The sequence below is a fragment of the Nocardiopsis xinjiangensis YIM 90004 genome (genome assembly GCF_000341145.1).
GTDB lineage: Bacteria > Actinomycetota > Actinomycetes > Streptosporangiales > Streptosporangiaceae > Nocardiopsis > Nocardiopsis xinjiangensis.
The window spans coordinates 317,559-332,188 of the sequence record NZ_ANBE01000003.1 but is presented as its reverse complement, the minus strand read 5'-3'; the positions used below and the strand labels follow the sequence as shown (position 1 = coordinate 332,188).

The 14,630-nt window shown below is 71.0% G+C and carries 13 protein-coding genes; 9 read left to right on the top strand and 4 right to left on the bottom strand.

The window, feature by feature from the left end:
• Positions 1 to 104: 104 nt before the first annotated feature.
• A complete protein-coding gene (locus D473_RS0102025; protein ID WP_017607428.1) occupies positions 105 to 1,793 on the top strand; it encodes a glycosyltransferase family 4 protein in 1,689 nt (562 codons plus the stop codon).
• A gap of 7 nt (positions 1,794 to 1,800) precedes the next feature.
• On the opposite strand, the gene D473_RS0102020 is transcribed toward D473_RS0102025, so the two are convergent.
• Positions 1,801 to 2,556, bottom strand: coding sequence for a hypothetical protein (locus D473_RS0102020; protein WP_017607427.1), 756 nt, complete (start codon positions 2,554 to 2,556; stop codon positions 1,801 to 1,803).
• A gap of 429 nt (positions 2,557 to 2,985) precedes the next feature.
• Between D473_RS0102020 and D473_RS0102015 the strand changes: the two genes are divergently transcribed.
• Entirely contained in the window at positions 2,986 to 4,167 is a 1,182-nt protein-coding gene (locus D473_RS0102015) for a UDP-N-acetylglucosamine--N-acetylmuramyl-(pentapeptide) pyrophosphoryl-undecaprenol N-acetylglucosamine transferase (RefSeq protein ID WP_017607426.1), read from the top strand.
• Positions 4,168 to 4,188: 21 nt separating this feature from the next.
• Here D473_RS0102015 and D473_RS0102010 read toward each other — a convergent pair whose 3' ends face one another.
• Positions 4,189 to 5,418, bottom strand: a complete 1,230-nt coding sequence (locus tag D473_RS0102010; RefSeq protein ID WP_017607425.1) for an MFS transporter — start codon at positions 5,416 to 5,418, stop codon at positions 4,189 to 4,191.
• A gap of 667 nt (positions 5,419 to 6,085) precedes the next feature.
• Between D473_RS0102010 and D473_RS0102005 the strand changes: the two genes are divergently transcribed.
• The 4 genes from D473_RS0102005 to D473_RS0101990 are packed head-to-tail and all read left to right on the top strand — an operon-like array spanning position 6,086 to position 10,068.
• Complete coding sequence (locus D473_RS0102005) at positions 6,086 to 7,114, top strand: iron-siderophore ABC transporter substrate-binding protein (protein WP_017607424.1); 1,029 nt, start codon at positions 6,086 to 6,088, stop codon at positions 7,112 to 7,114.
• A gap of 13 nt (positions 7,115 to 7,127) precedes the next feature.
• The gene (locus D473_RS0102000; protein WP_017607423.1) at positions 7,128 to 8,165 is read left to right on the top strand and encodes a FecCD family ABC transporter permease; all 1,038 of its coding nucleotides are present in this window, start codon (positions 7,128 to 7,130) and stop codon (positions 8,163 to 8,165) included.
• Positions 8,162 to 9,268 (top strand): FecCD family ABC transporter permease, encoded by a 1,107-nt coding sequence (locus D473_RS0101995; protein ID WP_017607422.1) that lies wholly within the window; start codon positions 8,162 to 8,164, stop codon positions 9,266 to 9,268. Before D473_RS0102000 ends, D473_RS0101995 begins: the two co-directional genes overlap by 4 nt.
• Positions 9,247 to 10,068, top strand: coding sequence for an ABC transporter ATP-binding protein (locus D473_RS0101990; RefSeq protein WP_193373237.1), 822 nt, complete (start codon positions 9,247 to 9,249; stop codon positions 10,066 to 10,068). The genes D473_RS0101995 and D473_RS0101990 overlap by 22 nt, the downstream gene beginning before the upstream one ends.
• Before the next feature lie 65 nt (positions 10,069 to 10,133).
• Here D473_RS0101990 and D473_RS0101985 read toward each other — a convergent pair whose 3' ends face one another.
• Positions 10,134 to 11,345 (bottom strand): PQQ-dependent sugar dehydrogenase, encoded by a 1,212-nt coding sequence (locus D473_RS0101985; protein ID WP_017607420.1) that lies wholly within the window; start codon positions 11,343 to 11,345, stop codon positions 10,134 to 10,136.
• A 541-nt stretch (positions 11,346 to 11,886) separates the two neighbouring features.
• On the opposite strand from D473_RS0101985, the gene D473_RS0101980 reads away from it, so the two are divergent.
• Both D473_RS0101980 and D473_RS28325 read left to right on the top strand, forming a co-directional pair.
• Positions 11,887 to 13,227, top strand: coding sequence for an L-lactate MFS transporter (locus D473_RS0101980; protein WP_017607419.1), 1,341 nt, complete (start codon positions 11,887 to 11,889; stop codon positions 13,225 to 13,227).
• The gene (locus tag D473_RS28325; RefSeq protein ID WP_017607418.1) at positions 13,224 to 13,355 is read left to right on the top strand and encodes an MFS transporter small subunit; all 132 of its coding nucleotides are present in this window, start codon (positions 13,224 to 13,226) and stop codon (positions 13,353 to 13,355) included. Before D473_RS0101980 ends, D473_RS28325 begins: the two co-directional genes overlap by 4 nt.
• A 64-nt stretch (positions 13,356 to 13,419) precedes the next feature.
• On the opposite strand, the gene D473_RS0101970 is transcribed toward D473_RS28325, so the two are convergent.
• Entirely contained in the window at positions 13,420 to 13,851 is a 432-nt protein-coding gene (locus D473_RS0101970) for a VOC family protein (protein ID WP_017607417.1), read from the bottom strand.
• 90 nt (positions 13,852 to 13,941) lie between these two features.
• On the opposite strand from D473_RS0101970, the gene D473_RS0101965 reads away from it, so the two are divergent.
• Positions 13,942 to 14,619, top strand: a complete 678-nt coding sequence (locus D473_RS0101965) for a GntR family transcriptional regulator (protein ID WP_017607416.1) — start codon at positions 13,942 to 13,944, stop codon at positions 14,617 to 14,619.
• Positions 14,620 to 14,630 lie beyond the last annotated feature (11 nt).

The window sequence follows — 14,630 nt, the reverse complement described above, 5'->3', positions numbered from 1 at the left end:
TCACGCAGGGTGATCCTCCCTCTGGTTAACGTGGTCGGTGCTTCCCGGGGCCCTCCGGTGAACGGGACACCGGGAATCATCGCTGTTCAGCACGAGGGGGCGACATGGGGTTCTCACCGGTGGGTAAGCGTCGGCCAGCGGCGGTCGCGGGGGCGGTCGCGGGGGCGGCCTGCACCGCAGTCGTACTCGGGTCCGCCGCCGCAGGGGCCATCACCTGGCCGACCGCTCTGCTCCTCCTCGGGACCCTGGCCGCCGTGGGGGCCGCCGGAGCCGCCGCGCTCCTGGCCCGCCGGGCCGATCGTCGCACCGCCCGCCTGCACACCGCATTCACCCGCGGACAGGAGCGCCCCGACAGGGCCTCCGAACGCGCCCGTACCCAGGCCGCCGGACGTGCCCGTACCCAGGCCGAGGGCCTCTTCTCCGACGGGCGCATCCAGGAAGCAGTCGACGAACTCGCCCCCCACGCGCCCCACGACGAGGCAGCGGCCCGCCGGCGCCACGATTACCTCAGCCATCGCCGGAGCATCGGCCCGCTGCCACCCCTGCCCGAACCCCCGCTCGCCGCTCAGACCCCTGTTCCCGGCCGGGTCCTGCACGTGGTCACCAACTCCCTCCCGTGCACCCAGGCCGGTTACACCGTGCGCACCCAACGCATCCTCGCCGCACAGCGAGCCGCCGGCCTCGACGCCCGCGCCGTCACCTTCGCCGGTTACCCCACCCCCAAGGACCAGGACACCGACCGCTACGTCGAGATCGAAGGGGTGCCCTACCACCGCGTCGAACCGGGCCGCCGCTATCCCGGCATGTTCGAACGCATCGACGCCTCCGTCCGCGCCGTCACCGAGCTCGCACGGGAACTGCGCCCGGCGGTCCTGCATGCGGCCAGCGGCAACAAGAACGCCACCATCGCCCTCAACGTCGGCCGCGCCCTCGGCATCCCCGTCGTCTACGAACTGCGCGGCCTCCTGGAGGAGAGCTGGATGGCCGGCCCCGGATCCCACGACCGGCGCGGCAGCGAATGGTTCCGCCTCACCCTGCAGCGCGAGACCGACCTGGCCCGAGAGGCCGACGCCGTGGTCACCCTCGCCGAGACCATGCGCGACCGGATCCTGGAACGCGGCGTGGACCCCGAACGGGTCTTCCTGGCCCCCAACGCCGTCGACGAGAGCCTGCTGGACGAACGCCCCGACGGCGCCGCCTTCCGTGCCGCACACGGCATCGGCCAGGAGGAGTTCGTCATCGGGTCGGTCTCCAGCCTCCACCGCTACGAGGGGTTCGGCACGCTTCTGGAAGCCGCAGCCCTCATGCGCGACCGCGACCGCGAGGTGCGGGTCCTGCTGGTGGGCGACGGTGAGGACCGCGAGGACCTGCTCGCCCTCGCAGAGCGCCTGGGCATCGCGCACACGTGCGCCTTCCCCGGCCGTGTCGAACACACCGACGCACTGCGCGCCCAGGCGTCCCTCGACGTGATGGTCGTCCCGCGCCTGGACACCGGGGTCGCCCGGCTGGTGACCCCGCTCAAACCGGTGGAGGCCATGGCCTACGGGGTCCCGGTGGTGGCCAGCGACCTGCCGGCGCTGCGCGAACTCCTCGCCGACGGCAGGGCCGGGAGCCTGGTGCCGCCGGCGGACGCGGAAGCCCTCGCCGGTGCGATGATCCGGCTCCGCAAGGACGACACCCACCGGGAGAGCCGGGTCGCCGAGGCGCTGGAGGAGGTGCGCCGGTTCCGCACCTGGCCGAGCGTCGTGGAGACCTACCAGCAGGTCTACGCGCGCATCGGCGCCCTCGGCTGAGTCCGGATCAGTCCCGGTCGGGCAGCAGACCGCGCGCGAGGACCTCCTCGGCCAGGACCCGGCGCAGCTCGTCGCTCTCCCCGGGGTGGCCCGGATGCCCGCTGCGTTCACGCAGTTCGTCCCGGAGCGCGCCCAGCACCCGGTCCCCGGCCAGCGCGTCGGCCACCGCCCCGGCCTCCAACCCCTCGCGCCACTGGCGCAGGGCGTCCAGACGGCCGTGCTCGACCGCTTCCCGCGTCAGGTGGAAGAGCCCGTCGACGTTGTGTTCGTGGGCGTCCTCGTCGAGCAGGTCCACGTCGACGACCACGACCGGCCGGGGCGTACCGCCGTCGGAGGCGGGACGCAGGTGGTAGAGGCGCCACACACGGCCGTTGGTGAGCACCACCCACTCGGCGCCCTGCTCCGTGGCCAGGCGCCGGGACATCTGGATGTTGCGCAGGTCCAGTTCGGCGCCCACACCGCGTACCTCGATCGGGGCGAACAGGGCGCCGTCCAGCACCACCGCGTAGTCGATGGAGTCGCCGCTGGTGCGGTACTCGGTGGTGAGGTCCTGGTACTTGCTGAAGTTGAGGCCCATGCTGAAGAAGTCCGCGACCAGCAAGCGGGTGTCTCCGTCGTTGGCGTCGCGTTCGACCAGGTCGGCGAGGGGGCCGGAGAATCGGTCCAGGGCCGCCGCCACCCTGCTCCGGACGGTGCGTTCCCAGCCCATCGTGGTGGTGAATTCGCCCGTCCTGCTCATGACCTGGGTGGCTTCAGCGTCCATCTGTGTACCGTTTCCGAGTTGTCGGCGAAGCCCCTCCGGGCCTCCGGCACCGGGCGGCCCGCGACGAAGGGGAAGGTTGCGGGCACGATCGTATCGGTCCGGGGCCTCCCGTACGGCAGGCGGTCCGGCGCTCCGGGGGGCGCACGGTGCGGATCCGGGGTGACGGGGCACCGGCGGGGTGCGGTTACGGTTCATTGGGACCGCGACGGGCGGGCTCGGACTCCCCCACCGAGACCTCGCGCCGGATCGCTCCGGCTCTTCCGGCGAACGTTGCGGCCGTGGGGCCTGCGCGCTTCCCCGGACGGGGCCGCCCACCGGGCCCCGTGTACCGTCCGTACCCGCCCGAGTCTTGTAGGAAGGCGACATGAGTAAGCCACATCTTGAATCCCTTCCCGGCCTTGAGGCCGGGACGTTCTACGGGGGGTCTCGGTGAACAGCGACAACGGCCTTCTCGCCACCCAGGACATCCGCCTGATCGTGACCGGGGGCGGGACCGGAGGGCACACCTACCCGGCCCTGACGACCGTGAACGCCCTGCGCGCACGCCTCGCCCAGGGAGGCTTCTCCCTGGACGTGAAGTGGGTGGGTGCCGAGGACAGCCTGGAGTCGCGGGTGGCGGCCTCGAACGGGATCCCGTTCGAGGCGGTGGCCACCGGCAAGCTCCGGCGGGCCGGTAACCCGCTGAAGATGATCTCGCCGGCCAACGTCAGGGACATGACCAACGTGCCCAGGGGCGCGGCGCAGGCCTGCTCGCTCATCTCCGACTTCGCCCCGGACGTCGTCCTGGCGACCGGCGGATACGTGGCCGTTCCGGTCGGCCTGGCAGCCAAGTTCGCCCGCCGCCCACTGGTCGTGCACGAACAGACGGTGCGGCTGGGCCTGGCCAACAAGGTCCTGGCCCGCACGGCCGCGCGTGTGGCGGTCTCCGCCGAGTCCACGGTCGAGCTGCTCCCGGACGGCGCACGCGACTACGCGGTGGTGACCGGCAACCCGGTGCGCCCGGAGATCTTCGAGGGCCGTTCGGACCGCGCCGTGCAGGCCCTCGGCTTCACCGGCCACGACCCGGGCCGGCCCACCGTCTACGTGACCGGCGGCGCCCAGGGGTCGAAGCAGATCAACGACACCGTGGGCGCACTGCTGCCGTGGTTGCTGGCGCGCGCCAACGTCGTCCACCAGTGCGGGGCCTCCCACCTGGAGCCGCTGCGCGAGGCGGCGCGCGAGCTCCCGCAGGGGCTGGCGGAGCGGTATCACCTCACCGACTTCGTGGGCCCCGAGCTGCCGGACGTCCTCGCTCTCGCCGACGTGGTGGTCTCGCGCAGCGGCGCGGGCACGATCGCCGAACTGACCGCGCTGGGCAAGGCATCGGTGCTCGTCCCGCTGGCGACCTCGGCCGGGGACGAGCAGCGCCACAACGCCGAGCACCTGCAGGGTTCGGGTGCGGCGGCCGCGCTGGTGTCGGAGGTGGGCCCGGACACGTTGCGGCAGGCCGCCGAACCACTGCTGGCCGACCCGGTCCGGCGCACTCGGATGGCCGAGCGCGCGCGTGAGCACGGGCGTCCCGACGCGGCCGACCGGCTCGTGGACGTGGTGCTCTCGGCCGCCCGCCAGTGAGCGCACACCCGAGGCCCGGCATCACACACGGACCCGGTGGCGGCCGTTGGTGTTGAGCAGACCGGCGCCGAGCAGGACCACGATCATCAGGCCGGCCGGGAGCATGAGGCCGACGCCCACACCGGTGTGGGCGGCCACGGCCCCGATGATCGGGGACCCCACCAGAGGTCCGATGTAGCCCATCGATGCGACGGTGCCCATGTTGCTGCCCACGCGTTGCGGGTCGATGTCGGCCGCGGCGTTGAGGATCTGCGGGACCAGACACGACAGTCCCAGGCCCACCAGGGAGAACCCCGCCAGGGAGGCGGGGGCGAACGGGACCGAGAGGGCCAGAACGAACCCGGCGAAGGCCGTGGCCGCACCCGCGCGTACCAGGAGCGTCCGGCCCAGCAGCAGGGTCAGCCTGTCGCCCATGAGGCGGCCGCACGCCATGGCTACCGTGAACGCCGCGAACACGGTGGCCGCCATGGTCTCGCTCGCTCCCACCCACTCCTGGGCGAAGAGGGCGCTCCAGTCCTGGACGGAGCTCTCGGCCAACACGCCGGTGAGTGCGAGGCAGCCCAGCAGTAGCACCATGGGTGAGGTGTTCGGGCGGAACCGGGGACGTTCGGTACTCGGTCGGGGGCGTGCGGCCGCCTCCTGCGGCATGGTGCGCAGGAGGGTGCGTGCCGCGCCCAGGGCGACGGCCACCAGGGCCAGGCCGGCCGCTTGGAACGTGGTGAGCGGGTCCAGGCCCAGGCGGGTCGAGGCCACGCCCGTGAGCGCTCCGGCGCAGCCGCCGATGGACACGAAGGCGTGGAAGGTCGACAACATCGACCGCCTCTGGAAGCTCTGCAGGTGAGCGGCCTGTGTGTTGACGCAGACGTTCAGGAACGACTGGCAGGTTCCCAGTACGACCAGGGCGATGGTCAGGTGGACGGCCCCGGTGGCGGTGCCGGGCAGCAGCAGTGCCGCCGAGGCCGCGGCGGCCACGGGCACGATGGCGCGCCGGGGGCCGATCCGGTCGATCACCGCGCCCCCGGAGCGGGCGGTGATCGTGGCCGCCACCCCCAGGCTGAACAGCGCGATGCCGAGGGAGTCGGGCCCCACCCCGCTCTGTGCCGTGACGGCGGGGATACGGGAGGCCCAGACGGGCAGCAGCGCTCCGGTGATGAAGAAGTAGGCCGACAGGGCGGCCTGGGCGCGCCTGGCGGCGGCCCGGGTGTCGGTGTTCCGGGCGTGGGTCTCTGGGGTGTCGGGTTTCAAGGACACGCTCCACTCTCGAAGAGCCGGATCTGAGAATCGGCCTCTGCCAAGAAATGTCCGGGGTGCGAGTGCGCGGGCGTCCGCGGCCTCCCGGAGGCAGCAACAGAAAAAGTGGCCGAGGAAATTGAGGCTACAAGACTCACCCGACATCAAAAAGCACTTTGTGCCCTGTCTGGTCTTTCGTGAATCCTGAAACAGGCGTCATTTTCGCACTTGAGAGGGGTTGTTATGTGGTGAGTGGGTTGTTTTTTCGCGGGTGCAAAAGGTCGTTTGTTCCTTAGGATCATTCAAGCATTGACTTGCGGTTTTTGTGATGTGCAATTCGCCCTGGCTTGGCGGTGACAATGCTTCTTATGTTGCTTTCGGGAAAGTTATTTATTTTCCTGTTCATGCCTGTGTGGAGAAAGTTTTCGCCATACTCGGGCGCAGGAAGAAGGGGTGATTCGGCGCACAAAAAACCGCCCGGGCGGGGCGGTTCGGTGGGGGTGGAGCGGGGTGGGTCGCGGCGGGGGGGGGGGGGGGGGGGGGGGGGGGGGGGGGGGGGGGGGGGGGGGGGCGTTGAATCCGGCAGGGGGGTTAGGTTAGGCTAATCTTCGTTTGCTTCCGCCGTAGGGAACTTCCGTCGCGGCGGAAGCCGCACTCTCCCCTTCTCGCAGGAAGAACAGGCCGATCCATGCACATCGCTCTCAGAAGCCTCGGCGCCAGCGTAGCCGCTACGGTCGTGACCGTGGCTCTGACCTCCTGCGGGGACGACGGGAGCGGCGGCGGCAGCGGGGAGAGGGCCTCGGGTGAAGGGTTCCCCGTCACCATCGAGAGCGCACTCGGAACCGCTGAGATCCCCGACACACCCGAACGTGTGGTCACCCTCGGCCAGGGCTCCGCCGAGACCTCCATCGCGCTGGGCAACGTCCCCGTGGGTGTCGAGGAGTACGAGTGGGGCAGTGACGAGACCGGCTACCTGCCCTGGATCCACGAGGCCGTCACCGAAGAGGAGGAGGAACTGCCCGAGCAGTTCCGGGGCGGCGAGGACATCGACTTCGAAGCCATCATCGAACTCGAACCCGACGTCATCCTCGCCCCGTGGTCCGGCATCACCCAGGAGGACTACGACATCCTGGAGGACATCGCGCCCACGGTCGCCTACCCCGACCTGCCGTGGAGCACCGACTGGGACCAGCAGATCGAGCTCATCGGCCAGGCGCTCGGACAGCCCGACGAGGCCGCCGGCCTCATCGAGGACATCGAGAGCACACTCGCCGAGACCGCCGAGGACAACCCCCAGTTCGAGGACGTCACGTTCTCCTACATCTACACCGACGGCCCCGGCACGCTCGGCGTCTTCCTCCCCGACGAACAGCGGGTGGCGATGGTCCGCGGCATGGGGCTGACCGTCGACCCGGTCGTCGAGGAATTCCCCGAGACTGAAGGGACCGACTCCGCGCTCATCGGCCTGGAGAACGCCGACCAGCTCTCTGACAGCGACCTCGTCTTCACCTTCTACAGCGACGAGGCCGACCGCGAGGAGATCCAGGGCCAGGAGCTCTACGGTGCCATCCCCGCCGTGGAGAACGACGCGGTGGTCTCCAGCGAGGACAACGCCTTCGTCACCGCCTCCTCGCTCATCAACCCGCTCACCGTCCCCTGGGTCACCGAACGCTACGTGCCCATGATCGACGAGGCCCTCGAGAACGCCGAAGGCTGACCGAGAACCCACGATGGCGACACAGACGACCGCTGCCACGGGCCCCGACCGGCGCGCACGCCCCGGCGGGGTCCGTGTCGCTCTCATGTTCGGCCTGGCCGCAACCGCCCTGGCCGGCGCGGCCGTGCTCAGCCTGGCCATGGGCAGCCGCATCACCGCACCCGCAGACGTCATCGACGCGTTCACCGGCGCGGGCGAGGAATTCACCACCACGGTCGTCGAATCGCGCTACCCCCGCACCGTCCTGGGCCTCATGGCCGGCGCCGCCCTGGCCCTGGCGGGCACCCTCATGCAGGGCATCACCCGCAACCCCCTCGCCGACCCGGGCCTGCTCGGCGTGAACGCCGGCGCCGCCGCGGCCGTCGTCACGGTGACCGCCGTGGCCGGCCCCACCTCCGTCACCGGCACCGTATGGGCGGCCCTGCCCGGCGCGGTGCTGGCCGGCGCGGCCGCCTACATCGTGGGTACCCGCGGCGGCGACGGCGGCATGGTGCGCCTGATCCTGGCCGGCGCGGTCATCTCCGCGGTCCTGACCGCCTATGTGCAGGCCCTCGCGCTCAGCCTGCCCGACTCCTTCGACAGCTACCGCTACTGGGTCGTGGGTTCCCTGGCCGGACGCAGCTTCGACGTCCTCTGGGCCGCGCTGCCCGTCGTCGGCGCCGGGCTCGTGCTCGCCCTGTGCGTCATGGGCGGGCTCAACGCCATGGCGCTGGGCCGGGACGCCGCCGTCTCCCTCGGGGTGTCCACGGGATGGGTCCAAGGCGGCGGACTGGTCGCCGCGACCCTGCTCGCGGCCGGCGCGACCGCCGCCGTCGGCCCCATCGCCTTCGTCGGGCTCGCGGTGCCCCACGTCGTGCGCGCCATGGTCGGCGTGGACTTCCGGCTCCAGGTGCCCTTCGCGCTCCTGGTCGGACCCACGCTGTTGCTGGTCTCCGACGTCGTGGGCCGCACACTGCTCCGTCCGACCGAACTCATGGTCGGTGTGGTCACCGCGTTCGTCGGGGCGCCCGTGCTGCTCTACGCCATTCGCCGGATGAGGAGTGCCGCGTGAGCCACCAGACCACTTTTGCCTCCCGCGCACAGCAGGCACCGCCCGCGCCGGAACCCGAGTACGGGCCGCCGCCGGGGGTGCTCGTCCTGCGCCTGGGCCGTGCCCTGGCGCTTCCGGTCCGGCGCCGTTCCCTGATCGTCTGGCTCCTGATCGCGGCCGCCGTGCTCATGGCCTCCGCCGCCACCCTCACCGTCGGCAACCTCGGTATCTCCATCGCGCAGCTCCCGAGTGTCCTGAGCGGCGGGGGAGAGGCCACCGACCGTTTTGTGCTCTCCCGGCTGCGCGGCCCCCGCCTCCTGGTGGGGGCCGGGGTGGGCGCCGCGCTCGGTATCGCCGGTGCCCTCTTCCAGGCCGTGACCCGCAACCCCTTGGGCAGCCCCGACGTCATCGGCCTCGGCGCCGGTGCGGGCGCCGGCGCGGCCGTGGCAGCCCTCCTCGTGCCGGGGACCGTGCCCGTCCCCGTCGGCGCGCTCCTCGGTGCGGGCCTGGCCATCGGGCTGGTCGCCCTCTCCACCGGGACGGGGCTGCGCCACCCGGGCCGACTCATCGTGGCCGGTATCGGTGTGGCCGCCATGGCCCAGGCCTTCACCCACTTCGTCGTCGCCGTCATCGCCCGCGACGAGGCGACGTCCCTGGCCACCTACCTCAACGGAAGCCTCACCGCCCGAGACTGGGAACACGCGGGCATCATCTGGGGCGCGCTGCTGCTCTCCCTGCCGGTCCTGCTGTACCTGGCCGGGCCGGTCCGTCTCGGCGAGATGGGCGACGAGATCTCCCAGACCCTCGGAGTGCCCGCCAAGGCCACCCGTACGGTCGCGATCCTCATGTCGGTCCTGCTCTCGGCCGCTGCCGTGAGTGTGGCCGGACCGATCTCGTTCGTCGCTCTGACCGCCCCGCAGATCGCCCGGCGCATGGCCGGTGCCGGCGGCCCCAGCCTGGTCCTGTCCGCTGCCGTCGGTGCCCTCCTGGTCGTGTGCGCGGACCTGGTCGTCCAACAGGTTCCTCTCGGCGAAGGGCTGCCCGTAGGCATCGTCACCATGGCCCTGGGCGGTCTCTACCTGGGCCACCTGCTCATCCGCGAATGGCGAAAGGGAACCCTTTGAGCGCCCCCTCCAACGCCGTACTGGCCGCCCGGTCGCTGACGCTGGGCTACGGTGCCGACCCGGTCGTGCACGAGGTCGACCTCGAGATCGACCCAGGCGAGTTCACCGTCATCGTCGGCCCCAACGGGTGCGGCAAGTCGACCCTGCTCAAGGCTTTGGGGCGGGTGAACCGTCCCATGTCCGGGCAGGTGCTGCTGCACGGCCGCGACATGCGCACCCGCCGCACCAAGGCGGTCGCCCGCGAGCTCGCCCTGTTGCCGCAGAGCCCCGTGGTGCCCGAGGGGGTCACTGTGCGTTCCCTGGTCGAACGGGGCCGGTTCGCCCACCACACGCTGCTGCGCCAGTGGAGCCCCGAGGACGAGCGGGCCATCGCCGAGGCGCTCGAGCTCACCGCCACCGCCGACCTGGCCGAGGTGCCGCTGGCCTCCCTCTCCGGCGGGCAGCGCCAGCGCGCGTGGGTGGCGATGGTGCTCGCCCAGGACACCGGTGTCCTGCTGCTGGACGAGCCCACCACCTACCTCGACATCGCCCACCAGTACGACCTCTTGCAGCTCTTCGCGCGGCTGCACCGGCGTGGGCGCACCGTCGTCGCCGTGCTGCACGACCTCGCCCAGGCCGCCCGCTTCGCCACACGCCTGGTCATGATGGACGGGGGCCGGGTGGTGGCCGACGGCACCCCGCACGAGGTCGTCACCAGTGACCTCGTCCGTGAGGTCTTCGGTCTGGCCTGCGACGTCGTGCCCGACCCGCGCACCGGTACCCCGCTGGTGATCCCGCACGAGGAGCCGGTCGCCGGCTGAACCGGGCCCCGTCCCGCCCGGCCGGGTCCACCCGGGACCGCGCCGGTCCCGGGAGCGCTCCGCGGTCACTCGTCGGCGGTCAGCTTCACGAGCGGGGCGCCCTCGTCGTCGAAGGCCACGTACACCGCGCCGTCGTGCGGTCCCACAGCCACGTCGCGCACTCTCAGCCCTTCGTCGGTCAGAAGCTCCTCGGCCTCCTCGACCCCGGTGCCGTCGACGGAGAACCGGGCCAGGTACTGCTGCCCCAGGCCCGCCACCAGCAGATCGCCGTCCCAGGCCGGGAACTCCTCGCCCTCGTAGAAGGCCATACCGGCCGGCGGGAACCCGTCCGAGCCGCACTCCCAGTGGTGCACCGGGGCCTCCACGTCCTCGCGCTCGAACGGGTCGTCGCCCACGGGGACGTCGGTCCCGTACTCGCAGCCGGTGTGCGCGACCGGCCAGCCGTGGTTCTGGCCGCCCTCGATCGTGCGCAGCGAGTCGCCCTCCTGCTCACCGTGCTCGCTCAGCCAAATCCGGTCGGTGCCGGGCTGCACGGCGATGCCCTGCGCGTTGCGGTGGCCGTGGGTGAAGATCTCGTCGGCGACCCCGTCGTCGTCCACGAACGGGTTGTCCCCGGGCACCGAGCCGTCGCGTTCCAGGCGCACCGTGGTGCCGAGCGTGTTCGAGGTGTCCTGTGACGGGTGGTCGTCGAACTCCTTGCTGCCCCGGTCGCCGAAGGTCGCGACGAGCTTGTCGTCGGCGTCGAAGGCCAAGACCGAACCGAAGTGCTCGGTGCTCGTGCCCGGTTCCCCGGTGAAGAGCTCCTCGAAGTCCTGCAGCGTGCCCTCGTCGGCGTCGAACTGCCCACGGCCCACGTGGGTGCTGGTGGTGCCCTCGCCGTCCTCGGCGGAGTAGGTCAGGTAGATCCACGGTTGCTCGGGGTACTCCGGGTCGACCGCGACGTCGAGCAGGCCGCCCTGCCCCTCGGCGGTGACCTCGGGGGTCCCGTCGACCTCCGTGGTCCCACCGTTCTCGGTGTCCACCAGCGACAAGGAACCGGTGACCTGGGTTACCAGGAGATCGCCGGAGTCGGGGAGGAACGCCGTCCCCCAGGCTTGCCCCAGGTCGCCGACGATCGTCTCCATCCGGACCCCGGGGCCGTTCCCGCCCGCCCCCGAGGTGTTGTCGACGATGCCTCGGCCGCCGTCGGGGCCCTCACCCAGGACGAAGAATGCGGCCGCCACCACGACGGCCGACGCCGCCGCCACAGCCACTGCGATACGGGTCCTCGTGCTCATGCGGTTCTCCCGGCGCAGGGGGCACGTCCTCCACCAACTCTAGATCGTTGATGGTGGGTCCGGGGGCTGGCGGAGTTCGCCGGGGCGGGGTTGCTTGTTGTGCCAGAAGTGGCGCCTGGGGCTGGGGTTGTGGGGGTTTCTTGTGGTGCCTGGGTTCGGTGGTTCGTCGGGGTCGGGCTACGCTCGACGCTCCGACGAACACCACCCCACCTGAACCGGTCCACCGGGCTCCTCCCACATCCACGGGCCCGGGTGGGGCGACCGGGTTCCGGAGGGTGTAGCCGGACCCCGGATGGCCGACACGACCCGGGATCGAAGTCCGACCGGCGCGGCGGCCCCGGGACGAGGTCTGACGACCACCGCATACCGTGTTCCGGAGAATGAAAACCTCTGTTGACATCGAGAAACCCACCCGCTTATCGTCAGTTCGCCCTGAACGCTTCCGCCCCAGTGGAACCCCCAGCCTCCCCTTCCACATGATCCCCGCAATCCCCTTCCGCTCCTGTCCATGGACGCATACAACGGTGAACGAGCGTGGTTGATGCTCTCCCTTCTTGACCGCGAGCGAAGTGTCGCTCCGGCCGACTACAACCGGTGGTTCATTCCACCAGCGGCGCTGGCCGTGCATCTGTCCATCGGCCAGGTGTACGCCTTCAGCGTCTTCCGTAACCCCCTGGTGGAACGCTTCGAGACCTCGCTGACGGCGATCGGGGTCATCTTCAGCATCTCCATCGTCATGCTGGGCCTGTCGGCCGCCTTCGGCGGCAAATGGGTGGAGCGCAACGGCCCGCGCAAGGCGATGTTCTTCTCCGGGATCTTCTGGAGCGCCGGGTTCCTCGTCGGCGCCCTGGGCGTGGCCACCGGCCAGCTCTGGCTCCTGTACCTCGGGTACGGGTTCCTGGGCGGCCTGGGTCTGGGGATCGGCTACATCTCCCCGGTCTCCACCCTCATCAAGTGGTTCCCCGACCGTCCCGGCATGGCCACCGGCATCGCGATCATGGGCTTCGGCGGCGGTGCCCTCATCGCCTCACCGCTCTCCTCGGCACTGCTGGAGCGCCTGGGGGAGACCCCCGCCGACGCCATCGCACCCACCTTCCTGGTCCTGGGCGCGGGGTACTTCGCCGTCATGATGATGGGCGCCTTCACCGTGCGCGTGCCCCCGGAGGGCTGGACCCCGCAGGGCATGAGGGCCGCGGAGCCCCAGGCCGACGGGACACCTGCCGTCGACGGCGTCACCGTGGAGACCGCCTTCACCACCCGGCAGTTCTGGCTGATGTGGACCGTGCTCTTCTGCAACGTCACCGCCGGCATCGCGATCCTCGAACAGGCTTCGCCGATGGTGCAGGAGTTCTTCGGCGACGTCGGCCCCGCCGAGGCGGCCGGGTACGTCGGGTTCCTTTCGCTGTGCAACATGCTGGGCCGCCTCGTGTGGTCCTCGGCCTCGGACGCCATCGGCCGCAAACGCACCTACATCGGCTACCTGGGCCTCGGAGGGTTGCTGTACCTGCTCATCGCGGTCGCCGGAACGAGCTCGGTGGTGCTGTTCGTGGCCCTGACCGGCGTGATCCTGTCCTTCTACGGTGGCGGCTTCTCGACCGCGCCCGCCTACCTCAAGGACCTGTTCGGCACCCGCAACGTCGGCGCCATCCACGGGCGCCTGCTCACCGCCTGGTCGCTGGCGGGCGTCGCCGGGCCGATGATCGTCAACGTCATCGCCGACATCCAACTCTCCGCCGGCCGCGACGGTCCCGCCCTCTACGAGCTCTCGCTCTACGTCATGGTCGGGGTGATGGCGGTCGGGTTCCTCGCGAACACCCTGATCCGCCCGCTGCCGGCGTCGGTGTACCGCCAGGACGCGACGAGGAAGGAGGTCGAGGTATGACCGAGGCTGAGACCAAGGTCCGGACGAAGATCGCCGCCATGGTGCTCTGGGCGGTCGTGCTCGTCGCCCTGGCGTACGGCGTCGCGCAGACGGCCGTCGACGCCGCTGCGCTCTTCACCTCCTCGTAGACCGCCGGACCAGAACGGCCGCCCGTGCGCACCACGGGCGGCCGTTCTTCGTTGCGTACCGGATTCAGACCGCGAAGATCCGGGAGTCGTCGGCGAAGGCTTTGAACTCCATCGCGTTGCCGGCCGGGTCGAGCAGGAACATCGTCCACTGCTCACCCGGATCGCCCTCGAACCGCACGTAGGGCTCGATGACGAACTCGGTGTCCGCGGCGCGCAGGCGTTCGGCGAGTTCCTGGAACTTCGCGACGGTCAGGATGAGCCCGAAGTGCGGGACGGGCACGTCGTGGCCGTCCACCGGGTTGTGGATGCGGCGTTGCCCCTCGGGCGCCAGATGGGTCACGAACTGGTGGCCCTCCAGGTTCCAGTCCACCCAGGTGTCGGAGCTTCGTCCCTGGGAGAGGCCGAGCACCTCGCCGTAGAAGCGCCGGGCGGCCGCGAGGTCGTCGACGGGAACCGCCAGGTGGAAGCGGGGAATGGGCGAGTCCAGAACGGTCATGTCAGCAGTACCTTCCTGTGGAGGATCGAGGACGGTCGGCCTCAATGTCTGAATGTTGACATTAGAGTGTTCCGAGGAGGTTCGACAAGAGTGGCACCAGAGAACAGAGCGCCCGGCAAGGTCGGCCCGGCCCGCCGCAGGGGACTCGCCGACGAGGTCGCCGACAGGGTCCGCGCGGCGATCTTCGACGGCACCTACCCGCCGGGCAGCCGACTGCGCGAGACCGAATTGTCGTCCGCGCTCGAGGTCAGCCGCGGTCCGGTCCGCGAGGCCCTCATGTGCTTGGAGGGCGAAGGGCTGCTGCGCAGTGGATGGCACCGCGGCGCCGTCGTCGTCGAACTCTCCGCCGAGGACGTCGCCGAGATCGACAGCCTGCGCGGGACCCTCGAACAACTCGCTGTGCGGCTCGCCGCCGAACGTGCCTCCGGCGAGGACCTCGACACCCTCGCCCGCGCCGCCGACCGCATGCGCCGGGCCGAGGACGCCCACGAACTCGTCGCCCTCGACATCGCCTTCCACGACGCCGTCTACGCCGCCACCGGCCACCGCCGTCTACAGGAGGCCTGGCACACGATCCGCTCCCAGGTGCACCTGTTCCTCGTCAGCCGCATCGGCGTCAGCGTCGAGGGATACCTCGAGACCGTGCCCGGTGAGCACCGCGACCTCGTCGACGCCCTGCGCACGCGCGACACCGACGTCGCGCTCCGCCTGTTCGCCGACCACCGGGCGCACGCCCTCCACGTGCTCACGGGCCGGGACACCGACTGACCGGAGCCGGG